The sequence below is a fragment of the Allobosea sp. NPDC003192 genome (assembly GCF_050275675.1).
Taxonomy (GTDB): Bacteria; Pseudomonadota; Alphaproteobacteria; order Rhizobiales; family Beijerinckiaceae; genus Allobosea.
Genome location: NZ_JBNNPK010000012.1, coordinates 109,782 through 124,127, shown reverse-complemented (window position 1 = coordinate 124,127; position 14,346 = coordinate 109,782). Strand labels below are relative to the sequence as shown.

Genomic DNA, 14,346 nt, shown 5'->3' with positions numbered 1-14,346 from the left:
GGCCGGGGAGCCTGCCCCGGCCGCGAAAACGAAAGCCAAAAGGTCTGCGGTCTTAAGAGCCTATGCAACGCCCCCGCGTCAACGCTTTCCAGATGGGGAGGCGCGGCCGCCCGCGCCAGTACGGTCGGCAAGCATGCTTGCGCACGGCGGGTTCGGGGAGCCGGCGCGCCCAGGCGATCATCTAGCAAGGCTCTGCCTCGACAGTCCGAGACGGAACCCCGGCCCCGCTTCCGTAGTTGGGAGAAGGACTGCAGAAGGAGCCGAGACATGACCCGCAAGAGGGACCAGGACCGCGCCTGGGAGCTGATCGAGGAGATCGGTCTGTGCATGCTCGTCAGCCACGACGAAGGCGGCGAAATCCTGCGCGCTCGCCCGATGAGCGCCCATCCGCGCCGTGACGAGGATGCGATCTATTTCCTGACCGATCTGCGCTCCCACAAGGATGACGAGATCGAGATCAACGAGACTGTCTGCCTCTGCTTTTCCGGCAGCGGCTCCCACACCTATGTCTCGGTTTCCGGCACCGCCAATCTGCTCGACGATCGCCTCCGCGTCGCCGAGCTCTGGTCACCGGCGGCGCGCGCCTTCTGGGAGAGCAAGGACGATCCGAACATCCGCATCCTCAAGGTCCGCCCCAGCCTGGCGGAATTCTGGGACAGCCCGGGCAAGATCGTAACCACGGTGAAGATGGCGGCCGCAGCCATCTCCGGCTCGCGGCCCGATCTCGGCAGCAACCGCAAAGTCCTGCTCTGAGGGGGCGATAATGAGACTTCTCGTTCATTTGGTCGGCGCCTGGGTCGCGTCGGAAGCAGCGTCCGGCCGCTATCCTCGCCCCCTGTCGCTCGGGATGCAGCTATTGGTCTCGCGGCTCGGCCCGCAGACGGCGCTGATGGCGCTTGCCGGCTATGCCATCCAGAGCCTCAACGAAGGCGGAGCTTTCGGACCGCGCCGCGAAGCGGCCCGGAAGCGGCGTCGTTAAAGCGCATTGTCGTCACGCGGAACCGCATCGTCATCCTGGGCGAGCGAAGCTCGACCCGGGATCCATCGTAGAGCTCCGCAGCCTTACGACGGATTCCGGAGCTGCGCGACTTCGCCTCCTGTCCGGGATGACGGCGTGCTCCCGAGGAAGATCAGCGTGCTCTAGAAGCGTTCAGCGCCGCCCGCCGCGGGCGACGCGCTCGATCTCGGCCCGGACCAGCCGCTCGACCATGGCCGGCAGGTTGTCGTCGAGCCAGGTCTTGAGCATCGGCTTGAGCATCTCCTTGACCAGATCCTCCAGCGTGCGCGCATTGTTGCTGAGCACGGTGTTGGCGAGCGCGCCGAAGGCGTTCTGCACGGCAGCGCCGGTCTGGTCGGAGATCAGCGCCGACATATCGACGGGCGCCGGCTGCTGCGGCTGGATCGGAGGCGGCACGAAGGCCTGGAGCTGAGGCGGTTCCGGCTCGGGCGCAGGCTGCGCCGCGGCCTGCGGCTCGACGAAGTCGATATCGTCCGCCGATGCTTCGACAGGCGCGGCCGCGGCCGGCTCTTCCTCTATGCGCTCGGCCTCGGCGCCAAGATCGAGCACGTCGTCCTCGATCGACTCCGGTTCGGGTTCAGGCTCGGGCTGTGGAGCCAGTGCGACCGGCTCCGGAGCGGCCTCCTCCGGCGGCGCGGCAGGCTTCTCGTCATCGGCGATGATCCGCCGGATGGAGGCGAGAATTTCCTCCATCGAAGGTTCATTGGCCTTGGGCTGCGCGCTCATGCTGATTCCGGTCACTCGACTCAAGGGACGCCTATGGAATCAGTGCGCCCCGCTGCATGAGTATTTCACCGGAAAACCGGCAGGCAAGGCGGCTGGAGGCCGGCCCACAGGAGAAATCCGGAGTGTTGCGCCGGTGCTGCGCTGTCGTTCCGGCGGGCCGCCTCAGCCAAGCGCCGGGAATCTGGAACCGAGGCCAGGTGCCGACGCCCTTCCGGAGGCAGCGACCGTTCCGGGCACAGGCCTTGGGCCTGTCCCGGAAGGACCAGCGGTTCTCAGGTCAACGAAAGCCGGCTCAGCGACCGTCCGGCGTCTGCGTGCCCCAGAGCAGGCCCTTGACCTGATCGTAGTGCTTGCGGGAGTCGTAGATTTCCGCCTTGAGCCGCAATGTCTCGGCCGAAAGCTTGCCGATCGCGGAGAGGACGGCATAGGACGCCACGACCCGATCGCGCTGCGCCGTGACCAGCGTCGAGCGGGCGCTGACCAGTTCCTGCTGGGCGTTGAGCACGTCAAGCGTGGTGCGCTGGCCGACCTTGGCCTCTTCGCGCACGCCGGCGAGCGCGGTTTCGGCCGCCTGCACCTGCGCCTGCGCGGCGGTGATCTGCGCCTTGGCCGCATCGTGCGCGCCCCAGGCGGACACGACCGCGGCGCGAACGTTGTCGCGCGAGGTGTCGACCTCGATCCGGCGCTGCCCGGCCGTCTCCTTGGCCTGGCGCGTCCGCGAATAGACCTGCCCGCCCTCATAGATCGGGATGGTCAGCGTCGCGACGGCGCTGGCCGAGGTACGGTTGTCGCCGAAGAACTGGTTGTCGTAGCGCTGCTGCACGAGGCCGCGTACGCCGACGACCGGATAGAGATCGGCCTCGGTGACCTTGACCTGCAGCTCCGCCGCATCGACGCCGTGCAGCGCCGCGATGATCGCCGGATGCCCCTGCAAGGCGCCGTTCAGCGCGGCCGGCAGCGACTTCGGCAGCAGGTTCTCCACCGGCCGGCCGGGGGCGAGCTGCTTCGGCTCGGCGCCGACATTCTGGCGATAGCGCGCGATCGAGGTCTTGAGATTGGATTCCGCCAGGATCGCCTGCGACTGCGCCGAGGACAGGCGCGCCTCGGCCTGGGCCACGTCGGTGCGCGTCACCTCGCCGACCTGAAACCGGTCCTTGGTCTGGCGCAGCTGCTCCTCCAGCACCTCGACGTTGTTGCGGTTGAGGTTGAGGATCGCCGTGTCGCGCAGCACGTTCATATAGGACGTCGCCGCGTCGAGCAGGACGTTCTGCTCGGTGTTGCGCAGGGTGGCGCGCGCCGCCAGCACCTGCGATTCGGCCTGGCTGACGGTGCTGCGGGTCTTGCCGCTGTCGAAGATGTTCTGGTCGATCTGCAGCCCGGCACCGCGCGGATTGAGGCGCGCGAGATTGCGGCTATGCGCACTGCCGCTGCCCTGCGCATTGAACGGGGTGTCGCTCTCGGTGATGCTCGCGCCGATATCGGCCGAGGCCGTGATGCGCGGCCGGTAGCCGGAGAGCGCCTGCGGCACGTTCTCGTTGGTGGCGCGCACTGCGGCGCGCTGCGCATTCAGCGTCGGATTTGCCGAATAGGCACGCCCCAGCGCCGCGTCCATCGTCTGCGCCAGCACCGGGGAGCCCGTCACGGCTCCCAGCATGCCGGCCACCAGCAGACGGCTGGCGGTCTTCTTCAAGGTCGGTCGCGTTACAATCACTGGACGCCTCTTGTGCGGACTCTAGTCACGCCCAGGCATCGCCCCAGCCTCGGCACTCGATTTAAAATCATAAGCTTCGCAGCTCGTCTCGCCAATGTTGCGGGACGAACCGGCCGCTTTTCAATTCCATACTGCCGCAAAAATGCGACACTTCGCCGGCGATTAATACCGACGACGTACCTCTCTGGGGACAATCGGCCACTCAGAGCGCGAACACCTCAGCTTTCCGGAACTCGCGCAGCGCAGGCGCCGCCGCATCGAAGACCGGCCGGCCGGAGAGCGATTCGCCCGCTTTCCGGTAAAGCATCACGCGCGCCGAACGTCCGGCGCCCTCGATCACGACCAGACGTCCGCCCTCGCGGACATGGTGGAAGATCGGCTCGGGCTGCGTCTCGCAGGAGCCGCTGACCAGGATCGCGTCAAAGCGGCGCTCCTTCGGCAGGCTCGCGACCAATTCGGCGGCCACGACCCCCGGCTGGGCGAAGGCGGTGCGCGCCAGCGCCAGCGCGGCCTCGTCCGGCTCCAGCAGCGTCGTCCTGGCGCCCATCTCCGCCATCAGCGCCGCGCCATAGCCCGAGCCACCACCATATTCGAGGGCTTCCTCGCCCGGCTGCAGATCGAGAACCTGGATCATCCGCGCCGTCACCATCGGCGCCGGCAGCGCCCGGCCGGTGCCCGGCAGCGGCTCCTGGCGGTCGAGATAGGCCAGATGCGACAGTTCGCCCGGCAGGAAGGCCTCGCGCGGCACCGTGTCGGCCGCGGCGAGCACGGCGCGATCGGTCACGTCATAGGTGCGCAACTGGCAATCGACCATCATGCGCCGCAGTTCGGCGAAGCTGCTCATACTCAAATCTCCGGAGGAAGGCACCCGGACGGGCACCTCGAGCCTGCCCGCGGTTTTTGGGCGAGGCCGCCGTAAAAGGCAAGGCCGGGTGAAGGCGCCGGCTCGTTCGAATGAAGGATGCAGCCCTCCAGGCATCGTCGCAATGCTGCTCACCCAACGTTCGCGGGCGGTCCTCACATGCCTTTTCCTTTCATCGCGGGTGACGAGCCATGACAGCAAAGCCTCTCCTCTGGTCGGCACTGGCACTGGCCTGCCATCTCGCCATGCCGGCGCTGGCCCAGGATCATCCCCTGCTCGGCCGTTTCCAGGGGTCGCAGCAGGTCGGCTTCAAGGAGGCGGCCTTCGACGAGGCCCGGATTATCACCGGCCCGATCGACGAACGCAGCTCGCGAGAGCAGAGCGGCGCCGGCTGGCAGAGCGTCGAGGGCAAGGTCTTCACGCTCTACTACAAGCTGCCGCCCGGCCGCACCGGCCTGGAGGCGCTGCGCAACTATCAGGCGAGCCTGACCGGCGCCGGCTTCGAGATACCCTTCACCTGCTCGACCGAGGCCGGGACCTGCTTCAGCGACGGGCGCAAATATCCCGGCCTTTTCCTTGGCCTGGCGCTGGACGGGACCACCGATCTGCCGAAGCTGCAGCTCGGCGATTTCGTCCGCAATTTCTTCGGCAATGGCAATGGCCGCTATCTCTACGCAAGGCTGAACCGGCCGGGCGGCGCAGTCCATGTCAGCCTCGCCTTCTCCGAGGATGAGAGCCGGGGCCGCACGGTGATCGCCCGTGTCATCGAAGCGGGCGCGATGCAGACGGGCCAGATCCAGGTGGTCGAGGCCAGCCAGCTCGGCCGCGAGATCGATCAGAATGGCCGAACGAACGTCTATGGCATCCTGTTCGACTACGACAGGGCCGACATCAGGCCGGAATCGCAGCCTCAGCTCAAGGCGATCGCCGAACTGCTGGGCAAGAGCCCGGCCCTGCGGCTGGACGTGGTCGGCCACACCGACAACCAGGGCAGCGCCGCCTATAATCTCAAGCTCTCGGACATGCGTGCCTTCTCCGTCGTAGCCGAGCTCGCGACCCGCTACGGCATCGATCGCAGCCGCCTCAACGCCCTCGGCAGGGGGCTGGAGCAGCCTGTCGCATCGAATGCCGACGAAGCTGGCCGGGCGCGCAATCGCCGCGTCGAACTGGTCCGGCGCTGAGCCGTGGGCAGCAACGCCGTCCTAGCGCTTCCGCATCGGCAACTCCGCCGCCCGCAACAGGGCGGCGACCTGACTTTGCTGCCTTGTCCCGGTCTTCCAGAAGACCCGGGCCAGATGGGTGCGCGCCGTCGTCATCCTGATGCCCTGCTGCCGCGCCAAGTCTATCAGGGACAGGCCGGAGGCCAGCCCCAGCGCCAGCTTCGCTTCGGCTTCGGTCAGGTCGAACATCTGCCTCACGGCGGCGAGGCCGCCGCCGGCCGGTTCGAGCGGACGCGCCACGAGCATGACATCGTTCATCCGCCCGGGCAGGGCATAGGCCGCAGGCAGCGGCGTAACGCAGAGCGAGACGTCACATGCCGCCCCGGTGCGCGCCCGCAGCAGCATCTGCCCGCGCGCGCCGGCGAGGTCGCTCGCCCCGGCAACCAAATCCTTGAGCCCGCTTTGCTCGGGCGCCGCGCGGGCCCACAATCTGCCGCCTCGCAGGCCGAGAGGCCCCGCCGGATCGGCCAGCAATTCGTCGCCGGCAGCGTTCGCATAGGCGAGCTGCAGGTTACGATCCACGATGATGACGGCGAGCGAGAGTTCGTCGAGCGCCCGGCGCGCCATCTCACGCTCGATGCTGACGCCTCCGAGCTGCTGATGCAGCAACGTCACGCGTCGCATCACTCCCGCCACCCGCTCGAACAGTTCGAACTCGGCGGCGTCGAACGGCTCCTGCCGGCGTCCGCGTTGGACGTCGAACATCCAGAACGAGCCGTCGATATCGAGCACGCGGCTGGCCATCCCGCCAAACATGTCCTGCGGCGCCATCCATTCGCGCCACAGGCGGCTGTTACGGAAGTCCTCGCCGAACAGGATGTGATCCCGATAGGCCGAGCCGATCGGCACCGACGCGACCCGCGCGCTGAAACGCACGGCATCCGGCATCAGCTCGCGATAGAGGAAGGCGTTGAGGTCCGGATCCGACGCGTTGGTGATCGCATCGTCGGGATGCGAATCCGGGCCGAAATAGCCGAGGCAGATCTTGGAGCCGTCGAAGAGATGGCGGACCATCTCGATCGCGCCGGGCATCTGGCGGAAGTCGAGCGCCGCATCCAGGAGACCGTCGACGGCGCCGGTGACCGCATCGAGATTCGCCCGCACCATCAAAGCCCTCGGCCAGCCATACGCTTTGCCGGCGAAACCTGGCCTTCCCCCTCGGCCCGGCATCGTCCGCTACGGCACCGGCCGCGGAATGCGGCCGAATAATCAGGCTAACCTCATGATCCGGCGGCGCAAAGCCTAAATCTTCCCATGGGTTACTCGGGCCCTGGGGCCGGTTTCTTTTCGCTCAGGCCAGCCGCCGACGTGCCTTCAGCACCTCGTCGGCCTCCAGCAGCGTCTCGAAGGCGTAGACGAACTTGTCGTCCAGCGTGTCGCCGTACCAGATCTCCGGCACGATCGTGCGGAAGCGGCTCTCGAGCAGGTCGGCCAGGGCCTGCGTATCCTTCATCCACTCCAGCATGTCGGCATAGAGGTTGAAGTTGCTCGGCGTCGGGAAGCGGGCGACGAGGTCCTCGAAGCCCTGCTTGACCAGGACGGGATCGCAGAGCGTGTCCTCGAGTTCGTGCTCCCCGACCTCGGTATTGGCCGCCTGGATCAAGGCATAGAAGCCGTAGCCGAAGCGGTCCTTGGTCAATTCGGCGGCACGCCGGGCGAAGACTTCGAGATCATGCTCGTCGCGGCCGAGCCAGCGCGGCATGATCATCCGGGCGAAGTTGCGGCACAGGTCGATATTGTAGCGATCGAGCGCCCAGGCCGCCTCGAAGCGGCGCTGATACTCGCTGAAGGAGCCGGTCTCGGCGCCGCGCCGGAAATGGCTGGCCCTCCAGGCGAAATCATCGGGATCGGGCTGGCTGTCGAGCACCGCATCCGCCTGCTGCAGGAACCTGCGAAACTGCTCGGCCTGATCCATGTTGACATCGGCGGCGCAGGCGGTCCCACGCCAGGCATAGGCGGTCACCCGCAGCGCATCGGCATAGGTCGCCGCCGAGAAGGGCGAGGGGTCGTTGCGGAAATAGGCGGCGAAGCCGTCGAGCAGCGCCTCGTGCCGCGGCCCGGCTTCGTCGCCGTCGGGAAGCGCCATGAACTCTTCGAGGAACCAGTCCTTCATCAGGAGGTAGCGCGGCTTGCCGTTCTCGGCGAGATCGCCTTGCACCCGTGCCGCCTCGAAGGCGGCGCGATAGGCCGGAAAATCCCGTTCCTGCCAGGCCCGGCGCATCGCATCGCGCTCGCCGAAGAGGCGCGGGATCTCGTCGTGCAGGAACAGCGAATGCAGATCGTAGTCCCGCAGCAGAATCTCGTAGTTGGTCAGTTCCTCGGCCGGCTCCGCTGCCGGCCTGCCCAGCATCTTGTCGCGCACGCTGCGGACGAGATCCTTCCAGCCCATGCCGCCCCCTTCCCCGCCCCGCCGGCGCGACACATGGCCGCTTCGCCTCGATGCCGCGCCCTTGCGGAAATCTGCGCCGCTCTCGCCATATTCGTCTTCGATCCGCCGCGCCTCTTCGCGCCGGCACGCGATATCTCCATCACAGGCGAACGATCGGGCAAGCCGGGCGTTTCAGCCGGGTGGCAAAGACTGAGGTGACATGCACTTTTCATCCGGACGGCAAGAGCTGAGAGCCGCTTTCAAACGAATCGAGGCCGAGCTCCCTCCCCGCCTCGCCAAGGCGATGCGCTGGCTCCGGCATCGCGATTCGCGCCTGATCAGGATTCCGGCCGGCCTCGCTTTGATCATCGGCGGCATCTTTTCGTTCCTGCCGATCCTCGGGGCCTGGATGCTGCCGCTGGGCCTGATGCTGCTCGCGGCCGACATCCCGTTTCTGCAGCGGCCGATGGCGCGCTTCGCCAACTGGTGCCTGGGACTGATCGAGCGTTTCAGGAATCGCCGTCCGGGTTGATCGATCGCCAGCGCGAGCGCGGCCGCACCCGCTTAGCTTCCGCGGCAACCACCCCCAAATGGGTAGTGCAAACGTATGATGAGCGGCTACGCTTCAAAAGCTTGACCTGGCTGGAATTCGCTACGCCTGAGCCCATCGTCCAGCCAGCAAGTGCAGAAAGAATGCGGTGCGGAAGGTGAGGGATATGCTTTGGCTATCGACTCTCGATCCCCGGAATTTGCGTGCAACGAATGTGGCGCCACCACGATCGAAATCCCGGAATGGACGGACGATCAAACCGTCCTCGAATGCCAACATTGCAGGAAGCCGATCGGCAAGATCAGGCTGATACTCGCAGTGCTTGAAGCGGCCCTGGTAGACAATGAGAACAAGCCGCCAGCCGATGAGCTGAGTTCAGGAGCGCCGTGCCCGCGTCGCTTGTCACATTGACCGCGACATGGGGCTTGGCGATGAAACGGATAAATCCGCATCAGCGCTCGCCCGCGCGGCCGAGGCATTTGTACGCCGCCGCTCAGCCTGCTTCAGGCGGGGTGCTGACGATATTCTATCTTGTCTGAGGAGCAGCGCGGCGTATCGGTCGTTGCCGCGATGAAATTTGGAGGCCTCGCCCGGAATCGAACCGGGGTGCAAGGATTTGCAGTCCTCTGCGTAACCACTCCGCCACGAGGCCATCCCGGAGCGACACCGAAGCGCGCTCCTCGGCGGGCGTATAACCACATGCCGCAGCGCGCCGCAACCGAAACTCTGCCGACAATGTGAATTGACCATGGGGCAGATCGACTGCCCACGATTTTCTCCATCGCGATGCCAGCAAAAGGCTTGCGCCATCCCGGGAGCGTCGCTATACGCCCCCCACCGATCCCGGATAGCTCAGCGGTAGAGCAATCGACTGTTAATCGATTGGTCGCAGGTTCGAATCCTGCTCCGGGAGCCAGCAGTTTCAAGGGCTTGAGCGACGACCGCTTGAGCCCTTTTGCTTTCCGGGACGAAAATGGTGCGGCGCGAGAGGCAAACAGCGATGCTGCGGCTCTTCGGGTTCGAACTCACCGTGCGTCGCTCGGCCGCCCTGATCGGTTGGGGCGCGGTCGCCCTCGTCATCGTCGCGACCTTGTCCCCGATCGGCGCTCGCCCGCATATCGCGCATCTCGGACCGCAGATCGAACGTTTCGTCGCCTATCTGGTCGCCGCCGCGGCTCTCGCCGTCGCCTACCCGGCGCGCAAGGGCGTGATTCTGCTGTGCATCGTCGCCGGCGCCGCCGGGCTCGAGCTCGCCCAGCATTTCGAGGCGAGCCGGCATGCCCGGGCGCTGGACGCAGCCGTCAAGGTCATGGGCGGCGTCACCGGGCTTGCCGTGGCAGCGCTGTGCGAACGCTTCTGGTGGAAGCGCTCGCCTACCCGCGCGACCGTCAGGCACACGGACGGCGCTCCGCACCGCTGACCGCCTCGCCCTGACTACGCCGTCGGCTGAACGCTGGCGAAGGCTTCGGCGATCCGCTGCGGCGCGGCCGGGCGGGCATACATGCGCTTAAGATAACCCTGAAGGCGCGGGAAACCGTCGAGCAGCTCCTGCTCGTTCGCCCAGTCCATCAGATAGGCGGTGACGCAGTCGGTGGCCCCCATCCTGTTGCCGACGATGAACTCGCGCCCCTCCATATGGGCTTCGAGCACGGCCGCCATGAGCCGGAACTCCTCGCTGGCGAGCATGATGTCCTGCGGCAGCCGGTGCTCCTCGGGATAGAGGAAGCTGTGCTTGGTGATGCGCCAGAGCGGCTGCTCCAGCTCGGTCATCGCGAACAGGATCCAGCGATAGGTCTGAGCCCGCTCATTAAGATCATCGGGCAGCAGGCGCTTCTCCGGGAATTTCTCGGCGAGATAGAGGATGATCGCCGCCGACTCCGGCAGGACGTTGTCGCCATCGATCAGCACCGGCAGCTTGCCGGCCGGGTTGATCTTGAGGAATTCCGGCGTCTGCGCCTCGCCGCCAAGCAGGTCGACATGGATGTAATCGAACGGCACGCCGAGCTCCTTGAGGCCCCACATCGCCCGCAAGGTCCGCGTCGGCCCGAAACCATAGAGCTTCATCATCGCCTCCTCCGATACATACCGATTAGTTTGTATTGAGACCATTCCGGCTGACAGCCTTTGTCAGCAATCTCGCCCATGACCTGTCGCAGCGCCATGCTCGCGCCACCATCGCGCCTAGCGTGGCGCTCCTGAACGGCACGCACCGCGAGCGATCGCGGCGCGCGCCCGTCCCTGGAGAACCGATGCGATGCCCGCCCGTTCCCTGCTCGCGACCCCGCTGTTGCTGGCGCTCGCCGCCCCTGCCCTCGCCCAGACTGCAACGACGACAGCTGCGCCTGCCGCCACCGAGCCGACCGCGAGCAAGGCGCCCGATGCCTGCCGCCTGCTGCCGCAGGCCGACCTTGAAGCGCTCTTCCCCGGCCGGCCGATTACGGCCAAGGGCCCGACGCTGAGCCCGATCCATCGCGGCCCGCAATATGCCGAGAGCTGCATGTATTCCGTGAAACTGCCGAGCCCGACCTCGAAGCTCGACCACGCCCGCTTCGCCTCGCTCACCGTGATCCGCTGGGACGGCGTCTCGAAGGGCCGCGAGACGCCGACGCAGGCCTTCGCCTCGATCAAGGGAACGCGCGAGAAGGTCGCGGCCGATCCCAGACTGACGCTCAAGCTCGAGCCGCTCTCCGGCATCGGCGACGAGGCCTTCCAGGAGACCAACAGCTCCAGCGTGATGATCCGCGCCCGCAAGGACGATCTGATCTATACCGTCTCGCTCGATCTCTATTCCGAGCAGACCGCGCCGAACGCGCTCGCTCTGGCGAAGCAGGCGGCGGCGCGCTGGCGGGGCGGCACAGGCATGATCGATGCGCCGGCACAGATCGCCAGCAACAGCGCGGTGACGGTGCCGGCCGATACCCGCATCTCCTCCGTCGCGCCTGTCGAGCAATGGCCGGATGCCTGCGCCCTGCTGACACCGGCCGAGGTCAAGGCCGCCTTCCCCGAGATGAGCGTGAGCGAGCCGCGCAAGCTGATGGGCAAGATCACCCATGAAAGCCGCGAGAACCGGCAGGAGGCGCTGCCGAACCCGATCGGCTGTCAGTTCGACGCCAAGCGCACCGTCGAGAAGGACGGCAAGCGCACGGTCGAGCTCAACCAGATCCAGGTCAGCGTCCGCAACGTCGCCGCCAATGAGGATCTGTCGAAGCGCTGGTTCCAGAGCGCGATCAAGGTCTCGGAGGCCAAGACGCCGATCGAAGGCCTCGGCGACGAGGCGGCGCTGGACATCATGAATCGCATCCATATCCGCAAGGGGCTGACCACCGTCGACGTCCGCGTCTCCGGCGGCGAACGCGACCAGGCGCTGCACGCTGAGGCCAAGGCCCGTGTCGGCGAGCTCGCGAAGATCGTCGCGGGGCGGTTGAAGTAGGCGGCGAAGGTTCCGGATGGGAGCGGATATCGCGCTCCCATCGTCTGCTGACACGGACAAGCGCCGCTTTCTGCGATCCTGAGTTTGAACGAAGCTGCCAGAGGAGAGTTGGAACAATTGACATGGCCGAGACATAGAACGTTGATATCAACTCAATTGAGCCGCATCGGCCACGGCCGGTTTGCCGACCCGACATGCCCCAAAAGTGAGAGGAGACGACCATGAAGATCGTGACCAGCCTGAGCTTCCGCGGCCAGTGCCGCGAGGCCTTCGAATTCTACGCCAAGGTCCTCGGCGGCAAGATCACCGCCGCCATGCCCTATGGCGATGCACCGCCCGGCATGGGCATGCCGGACACCGACGGCAAGTACAAGAACTGGCTGATGCATTGCTGGCTCGATGTCGGCGACCAGTCGCTGATGGGCGCCGACATGGATGTCGACTGGGCCCAGAATATCGACAAGCCGAAGAACGGCTTCGACGTCACCCTGCACACCAATGACAAGGCGGAAGGCCAGCGCTGGTTCGACCAGCTCTCCGAAGGCGGCAAGGCGGTGATGCCGTTCAGCGAGACTTTCTGGTCGCCGGGCTTCGGCTCGCTGGTCGACAAGTTCGGCGTGCCGTGGATGGTCAACACCATTCCGACCGGCGACTGGAAGCCGCCGCAGGGCTGAGCCTTCGTTCTGAAGACTGGCGGCCGGAGCCTATGTCCGGCCGCTGGTTCCGATGCAGCGCCGCTGCTGATAGGGAGAGCCCGATCAGCAGAAGGCGATGACGATGACCACCCGTTTCACCGAGACTCTCCGCCAGGCCAGCCAGCCGGCCTGGTCGCAATCCGTCGGCCACCGCTTTGTCCGCGAACTGCTCGACGGGTCGGTCTCCGATGCGGTCATGTCCCGCTATTTGATTCAGGACCACCGCTTCCTCGACAGCTTCCTGACCCTGCTCGGAGCGGCGCTCGCCAGCGCCGACAGCTTCGAGGCCCGCATCCGCTTCGGCCGCTTCATCGGCATGGTCAGCGGCGAGGAGAACACCTATTTCCTGCGCTCCTTCGACGCGCTCGGCGTCAGCGAGCAGGATCGCATCGCCCCGCCCGATACCAAGCCTACCGCTGGCTTCAAGGCGATCATGCGCGAGGCCGCCGCGACGCGCTCCTACGCCGCCGCCCTCTCCGTGCTGGTCGTGGCCGAATGGCTCTATCTCGATTGGGCCCTGCAGGCCTCGCAGCCGCTGCCGGCGAACTTCGTCCATGCCGAATGGGTCACCCTGCACGACAATCCCGATTTCCGCGATTTCGTCGGCTTCCTGCGGAGCGAGCTCGACCGGGTTGGTCCAAGCGAGGCTGAGACCAGCCGGGACTTCTTCCTGCGCACTGTCGCGCTGGAGAAGGCCTTTTTTGACTCGGCTTTTGTGGAAGCCTGAGCGGCGCGCCTCTAACCTGACATAGGCGTGACAGGCACAAGTCTTTCTGCCACAAGCACAATCGAGAGACGGGGGCGTTCGCCGCAAGGCGGGCTGAGAAGCACCCTTCGAACCTGAACCAGATCATGCTGGCGGAGGGAGTCGCTCGGGGCAGCCTCGTCAGTGCTTTTCCCCGTGCCCGCCTTCCCCCGGAAAGGCGGATTTTGACGACGCAGGACGCGACAGAGCGCAGCCCAACTCTCGGCGTGAAGCCGGTGATGGCGGCATTCGCGCCGGCGCTCCGCACCATTCTCGTCCTGCTTCTGGCCTGGCAGGGCGCGGTCTGGCTGTTCCAGCCGCCGCGCTACATCCTGCCCTCGCCGCTCGACGTGGCGCTGGCCTTCCAGCGCCAGCCCGGCTTCCTCTTCAGCAACAGCCTGACGACCATCGCCGAGATGGCTCTTGGCTTCGTGCTCGGCTCAGCGTTCGGCGCGCTGACAGCGCTCGCCATTGTGGCGCTGCCGCGGCTCGGCCGCCTGCTCTGGCCGATCCTGCTGGTACTGCAGTCCTTCCCGGTCTTCGTCATCGCGCCGCTGCTGGTCGTCTGGTTCGGCTTCGGCATGGGCTCGAAGGTGATCATGGCGACGATCATCATCTTCTTCCCGGTCGCCTCCGCCTTCACTGACGGCCTGCGCCGGACCGACCCCGAGCTGATCGACGCCACAGCGCTGACCTCGGCGACGCATTGGCAGACGCTGCGCTATGTACGCCTGCCGCTGGCGATGCCAGCCCTCCTCACTGGCCTCAGGGTCGCGGCCCCGCTGGCACCGCTCGGCGCGGTGATCGGCGAATGGGTCGGCTCCTCGGCCGGGCTCGGCTTCGTCATGGTCCAGGCCAATGCCCGCATGCAGACCGACACGGTCTTCGCCGCGATGACCGTGCTCGCCGTGCTTAGCCTCGTCCTGCGCCATCTCGTCGATGCGCTCGGCCCGCGCCTCCTCCCCTGGGCGAGCGAGCCATGACGCCACTCCGCTTCAAATCGATCACGCAGAAGGATTTC

At 66.4% G+C, this 14,346-nt stretch carries 15 protein-coding genes, 2 tRNA genes and 1 riboswitch; of the genes, 10 read left to right on the top strand and 7 right to left on the bottom strand.

Annotated elements, in window-relative coordinates:
• Positions 1-267 precede the first annotated feature (267 nt).
• Complete coding sequence (locus ACQKLX_RS17400; RefSeq protein WP_427362826.1) at positions 268-753, top strand: pyridoxamine 5'-phosphate oxidase family protein; 486 nt, start codon at positions 268-270, stop codon at positions 751-753.
• A 10-nt stretch (positions 754-763) separates the two neighbouring features.
• On the top strand, positions 764-979 hold the full coding sequence (locus ACQKLX_RS17395; protein WP_427362825.1) for a hypothetical protein: 216 nt from the start codon (positions 764-766) through the stop codon (positions 977-979).
• A 171-nt stretch (positions 980-1,150) separates the two neighbouring features.
• Here the strand turns inward: ACQKLX_RS17395 and ACQKLX_RS29840 are convergent, their stop codons facing one another.
• From ACQKLX_RS29840 to ACQKLX_RS17380, 3 genes are all read right to left on the bottom strand, one after another.
• Positions 1,151-1,711 carry a PopZ family protein gene (locus tag ACQKLX_RS29840; protein WP_465247609.1) on the bottom strand — a complete coding sequence of 187 codons (561 nt, stop codon included), beginning with the start codon at positions 1,709-1,711 and terminating at the stop codon, positions 1,151-1,153.
• A 325-nt stretch (positions 1,712-2,036) separates the two neighbouring features.
• Positions 2,037-3,434 (bottom strand): TolC family outer membrane protein, encoded by a 1,398-nt coding sequence (locus ACQKLX_RS17385; protein ID WP_427362824.1) that lies wholly within the window; start codon positions 3,432-3,434, stop codon positions 2,037-2,039.
• Between the two features lie 223 nt (positions 3,435-3,657).
• Positions 3,658-4,299 (bottom strand): protein-L-isoaspartate O-methyltransferase family protein, encoded by a 642-nt coding sequence (locus ACQKLX_RS17380; RefSeq protein WP_427362823.1) that lies wholly within the window; start codon positions 4,297-4,299, stop codon positions 3,658-3,660.
• 209 nt (positions 4,300-4,508) lie between these two features.
• Between ACQKLX_RS17380 and ACQKLX_RS17375 the strand changes: the two genes are divergently transcribed.
• Entirely contained in the window at positions 4,509-5,498 is a 990-nt protein-coding gene (locus ACQKLX_RS17375) for an OmpA family protein (RefSeq protein ID WP_427362822.1), read from the top strand.
• 21 nt (positions 5,499-5,519) lie between these two features.
• Here the strand turns inward: ACQKLX_RS17375 and ACQKLX_RS17370 are convergent, their stop codons facing one another.
• A complete protein-coding gene (locus tag ACQKLX_RS17370; protein ID WP_427362821.1) occupies positions 5,520-6,644 on the bottom strand; it encodes a helix-turn-helix transcriptional regulator in 1,125 nt (374 codons plus the stop codon).
• Between the two features lie 184 nt (positions 6,645-6,828).
• Positions 6,829-7,926, bottom strand: a complete 1,098-nt coding sequence (locus ACQKLX_RS17365) for a hypothetical protein (RefSeq protein WP_427362820.1) — start codon at positions 7,924-7,926, stop codon at positions 6,829-6,831.
• Positions 7,927-8,209: 283 nt separating this feature from the next.
• Between ACQKLX_RS17365 and ACQKLX_RS17360 the strand changes: the two genes are divergently transcribed.
• Complete coding sequence (locus tag ACQKLX_RS17360; protein ID WP_427362819.1) at positions 8,210-8,437, top strand: hypothetical protein; 228 nt, start codon at positions 8,210-8,212, stop codon at positions 8,435-8,437.
• A gap of 596 nt (positions 8,438-9,033) precedes the next feature.
• Here the strand turns inward: ACQKLX_RS17360 and ACQKLX_RS17355 are convergent.
• Positions 9,034-9,107 (bottom strand) — tRNA-Cys (locus ACQKLX_RS17355).
• A gap of 189 nt (positions 9,108-9,296) precedes the next feature.
• On the opposite strand from ACQKLX_RS17355, the gene ACQKLX_RS17350 reads away from it, so the two are divergent.
• Positions 9,297-9,371, top strand: a tRNA-Asn gene (locus tag ACQKLX_RS17350).
• 84 nt (positions 9,372-9,455) lie between these two features.
• Entirely contained in the window at positions 9,456-9,875 is a 420-nt protein-coding gene (locus ACQKLX_RS17345; RefSeq protein WP_427362818.1) for a VanZ family protein, read from the top strand.
• 14 nt (positions 9,876-9,889) lie between these two features.
• Here the strand turns inward: ACQKLX_RS17345 and ACQKLX_RS17340 are convergent, their stop codons facing one another.
• Positions 9,890-10,519, bottom strand: coding sequence for a glutathione S-transferase family protein (locus ACQKLX_RS17340; protein ID WP_427362817.1), 630 nt, complete (start codon positions 10,517-10,519; stop codon positions 9,890-9,892).
• Positions 10,520-10,709: 190 nt separating this feature from the next.
• Here ACQKLX_RS17340 and ACQKLX_RS17335 point away from each other — a divergent pair, with 190 nt between their 5' ends.
• The 4 genes from ACQKLX_RS17335 (at position 10,710) to ACQKLX_RS17320 (ending at position 14,308) form a co-directional block, all read left to right on the top strand.
• Complete coding sequence (locus tag ACQKLX_RS17335; protein WP_427362816.1) at positions 10,710-11,885, top strand: hypothetical protein; 1,176 nt, start codon at positions 10,710-10,712, stop codon at positions 11,883-11,885.
• Between the two features lie 221 nt (positions 11,886-12,106).
• Positions 12,107-12,559 carry a VOC family protein gene (locus tag ACQKLX_RS17330; protein WP_427362815.1) on the top strand — a complete coding sequence of 151 codons (453 nt, stop codon included), beginning with the start codon at positions 12,107-12,109 and terminating at the stop codon, positions 12,557-12,559.
• 103 nt (positions 12,560-12,662) lie between these two features.
• Positions 12,663-13,307 carry a TenA family protein gene (locus ACQKLX_RS17325; RefSeq protein WP_427362814.1) on the top strand — a complete coding sequence of 215 codons (645 nt, stop codon included), beginning with the start codon at positions 12,663-12,665 and terminating at the stop codon, positions 13,305-13,307.
• A gap of 60 nt (positions 13,308-13,367) precedes the next feature.
• Positions 13,368-13,464, top strand: a riboswitch (TPP riboswitch).
• 100 nt (positions 13,465-13,564) lie between these two features.
• Entirely contained in the window at positions 13,565-14,308 is a 744-nt protein-coding gene (locus tag ACQKLX_RS17320; RefSeq protein ID WP_427362883.1) for an ABC transporter permease, read from the top strand.
• Positions 14,309-14,346: the final 38 nt, after the last annotated feature.

Coding starts and splice junctions, on each gene's coding strand:
- ACQKLX_RS17400 (WP_427362826.1), top strand. CDS start 268: ATGACCCGCAAGAGGGACCAGGACCGCGCCTGGGAGCTGATCGAGGAG.
- ACQKLX_RS17395 (WP_427362825.1), top strand. CDS start 764: ATGAGACTTCTCGTTCATTTGGTCGGCGCCTGGGTCGCGTCGGAAGCA.
- ACQKLX_RS29840 (WP_465247609.1), bottom strand. CDS start 1,711: ATGGAGGAAATTCTCGCCTCCATCCGGCGGATCATCGCCGATGACGAG.
- ACQKLX_RS17380 (WP_427362823.1), bottom strand. CDS start 4,299: ATGAGCAGCTTCGCCGAACTGCGGCGCATGATGGTCGATTGCCAGTTG.
- ACQKLX_RS17375 (WP_427362822.1), top strand. CDS start 4,509: ATGACAGCAAAGCCTCTCCTCTGGTCGGCACTGGCACTGGCCTGCCAT.
- ACQKLX_RS17370 (WP_427362821.1), bottom strand. CDS start 6,644: ATGGTGCGGGCGAATCTCGATGCGGTCACCGGCGCCGTCGACGGTCTC.
- ACQKLX_RS17365 (WP_427362820.1), bottom strand. CDS start 7,926: ATGGGCTGGAAGGATCTCGTCCGCAGCGTGCGCGACAAGATGCTGGGC.
- ACQKLX_RS17360 (WP_427362819.1), top strand. CDS start 8,210: ATGCGCTGGCTCCGGCATCGCGATTCGCGCCTGATCAGGATTCCGGCC.
- ACQKLX_RS17345 (WP_427362818.1), top strand. CDS start 9,456: ATGCTGCGGCTCTTCGGGTTCGAACTCACCGTGCGTCGCTCGGCCGCC.
- ACQKLX_RS17340 (WP_427362817.1), bottom strand. CDS start 10,519: ATGAAGCTCTATGGTTTCGGGCCGACGCGGACCTTGCGGGCGATGTGG.
- ACQKLX_RS17335 (WP_427362816.1), top strand. CDS start 10,710: ATGCCCGCCCGTTCCCTGCTCGCGACCCCGCTGTTGCTGGCGCTCGCC.
- ACQKLX_RS17330 (WP_427362815.1), top strand. CDS start 12,107: ATGAAGATCGTGACCAGCCTGAGCTTCCGCGGCCAGTGCCGCGAGGCC.
- ACQKLX_RS17325 (WP_427362814.1), top strand. CDS start 12,663: ATGACCACCCGTTTCACCGAGACTCTCCGCCAGGCCAGCCAGCCGGCC.
- ACQKLX_RS17320 (WP_427362883.1), top strand. CDS start 13,565: ATGGCGGCATTCGCGCCGGCGCTCCGCACCATTCTCGTCCTGCTTCTG.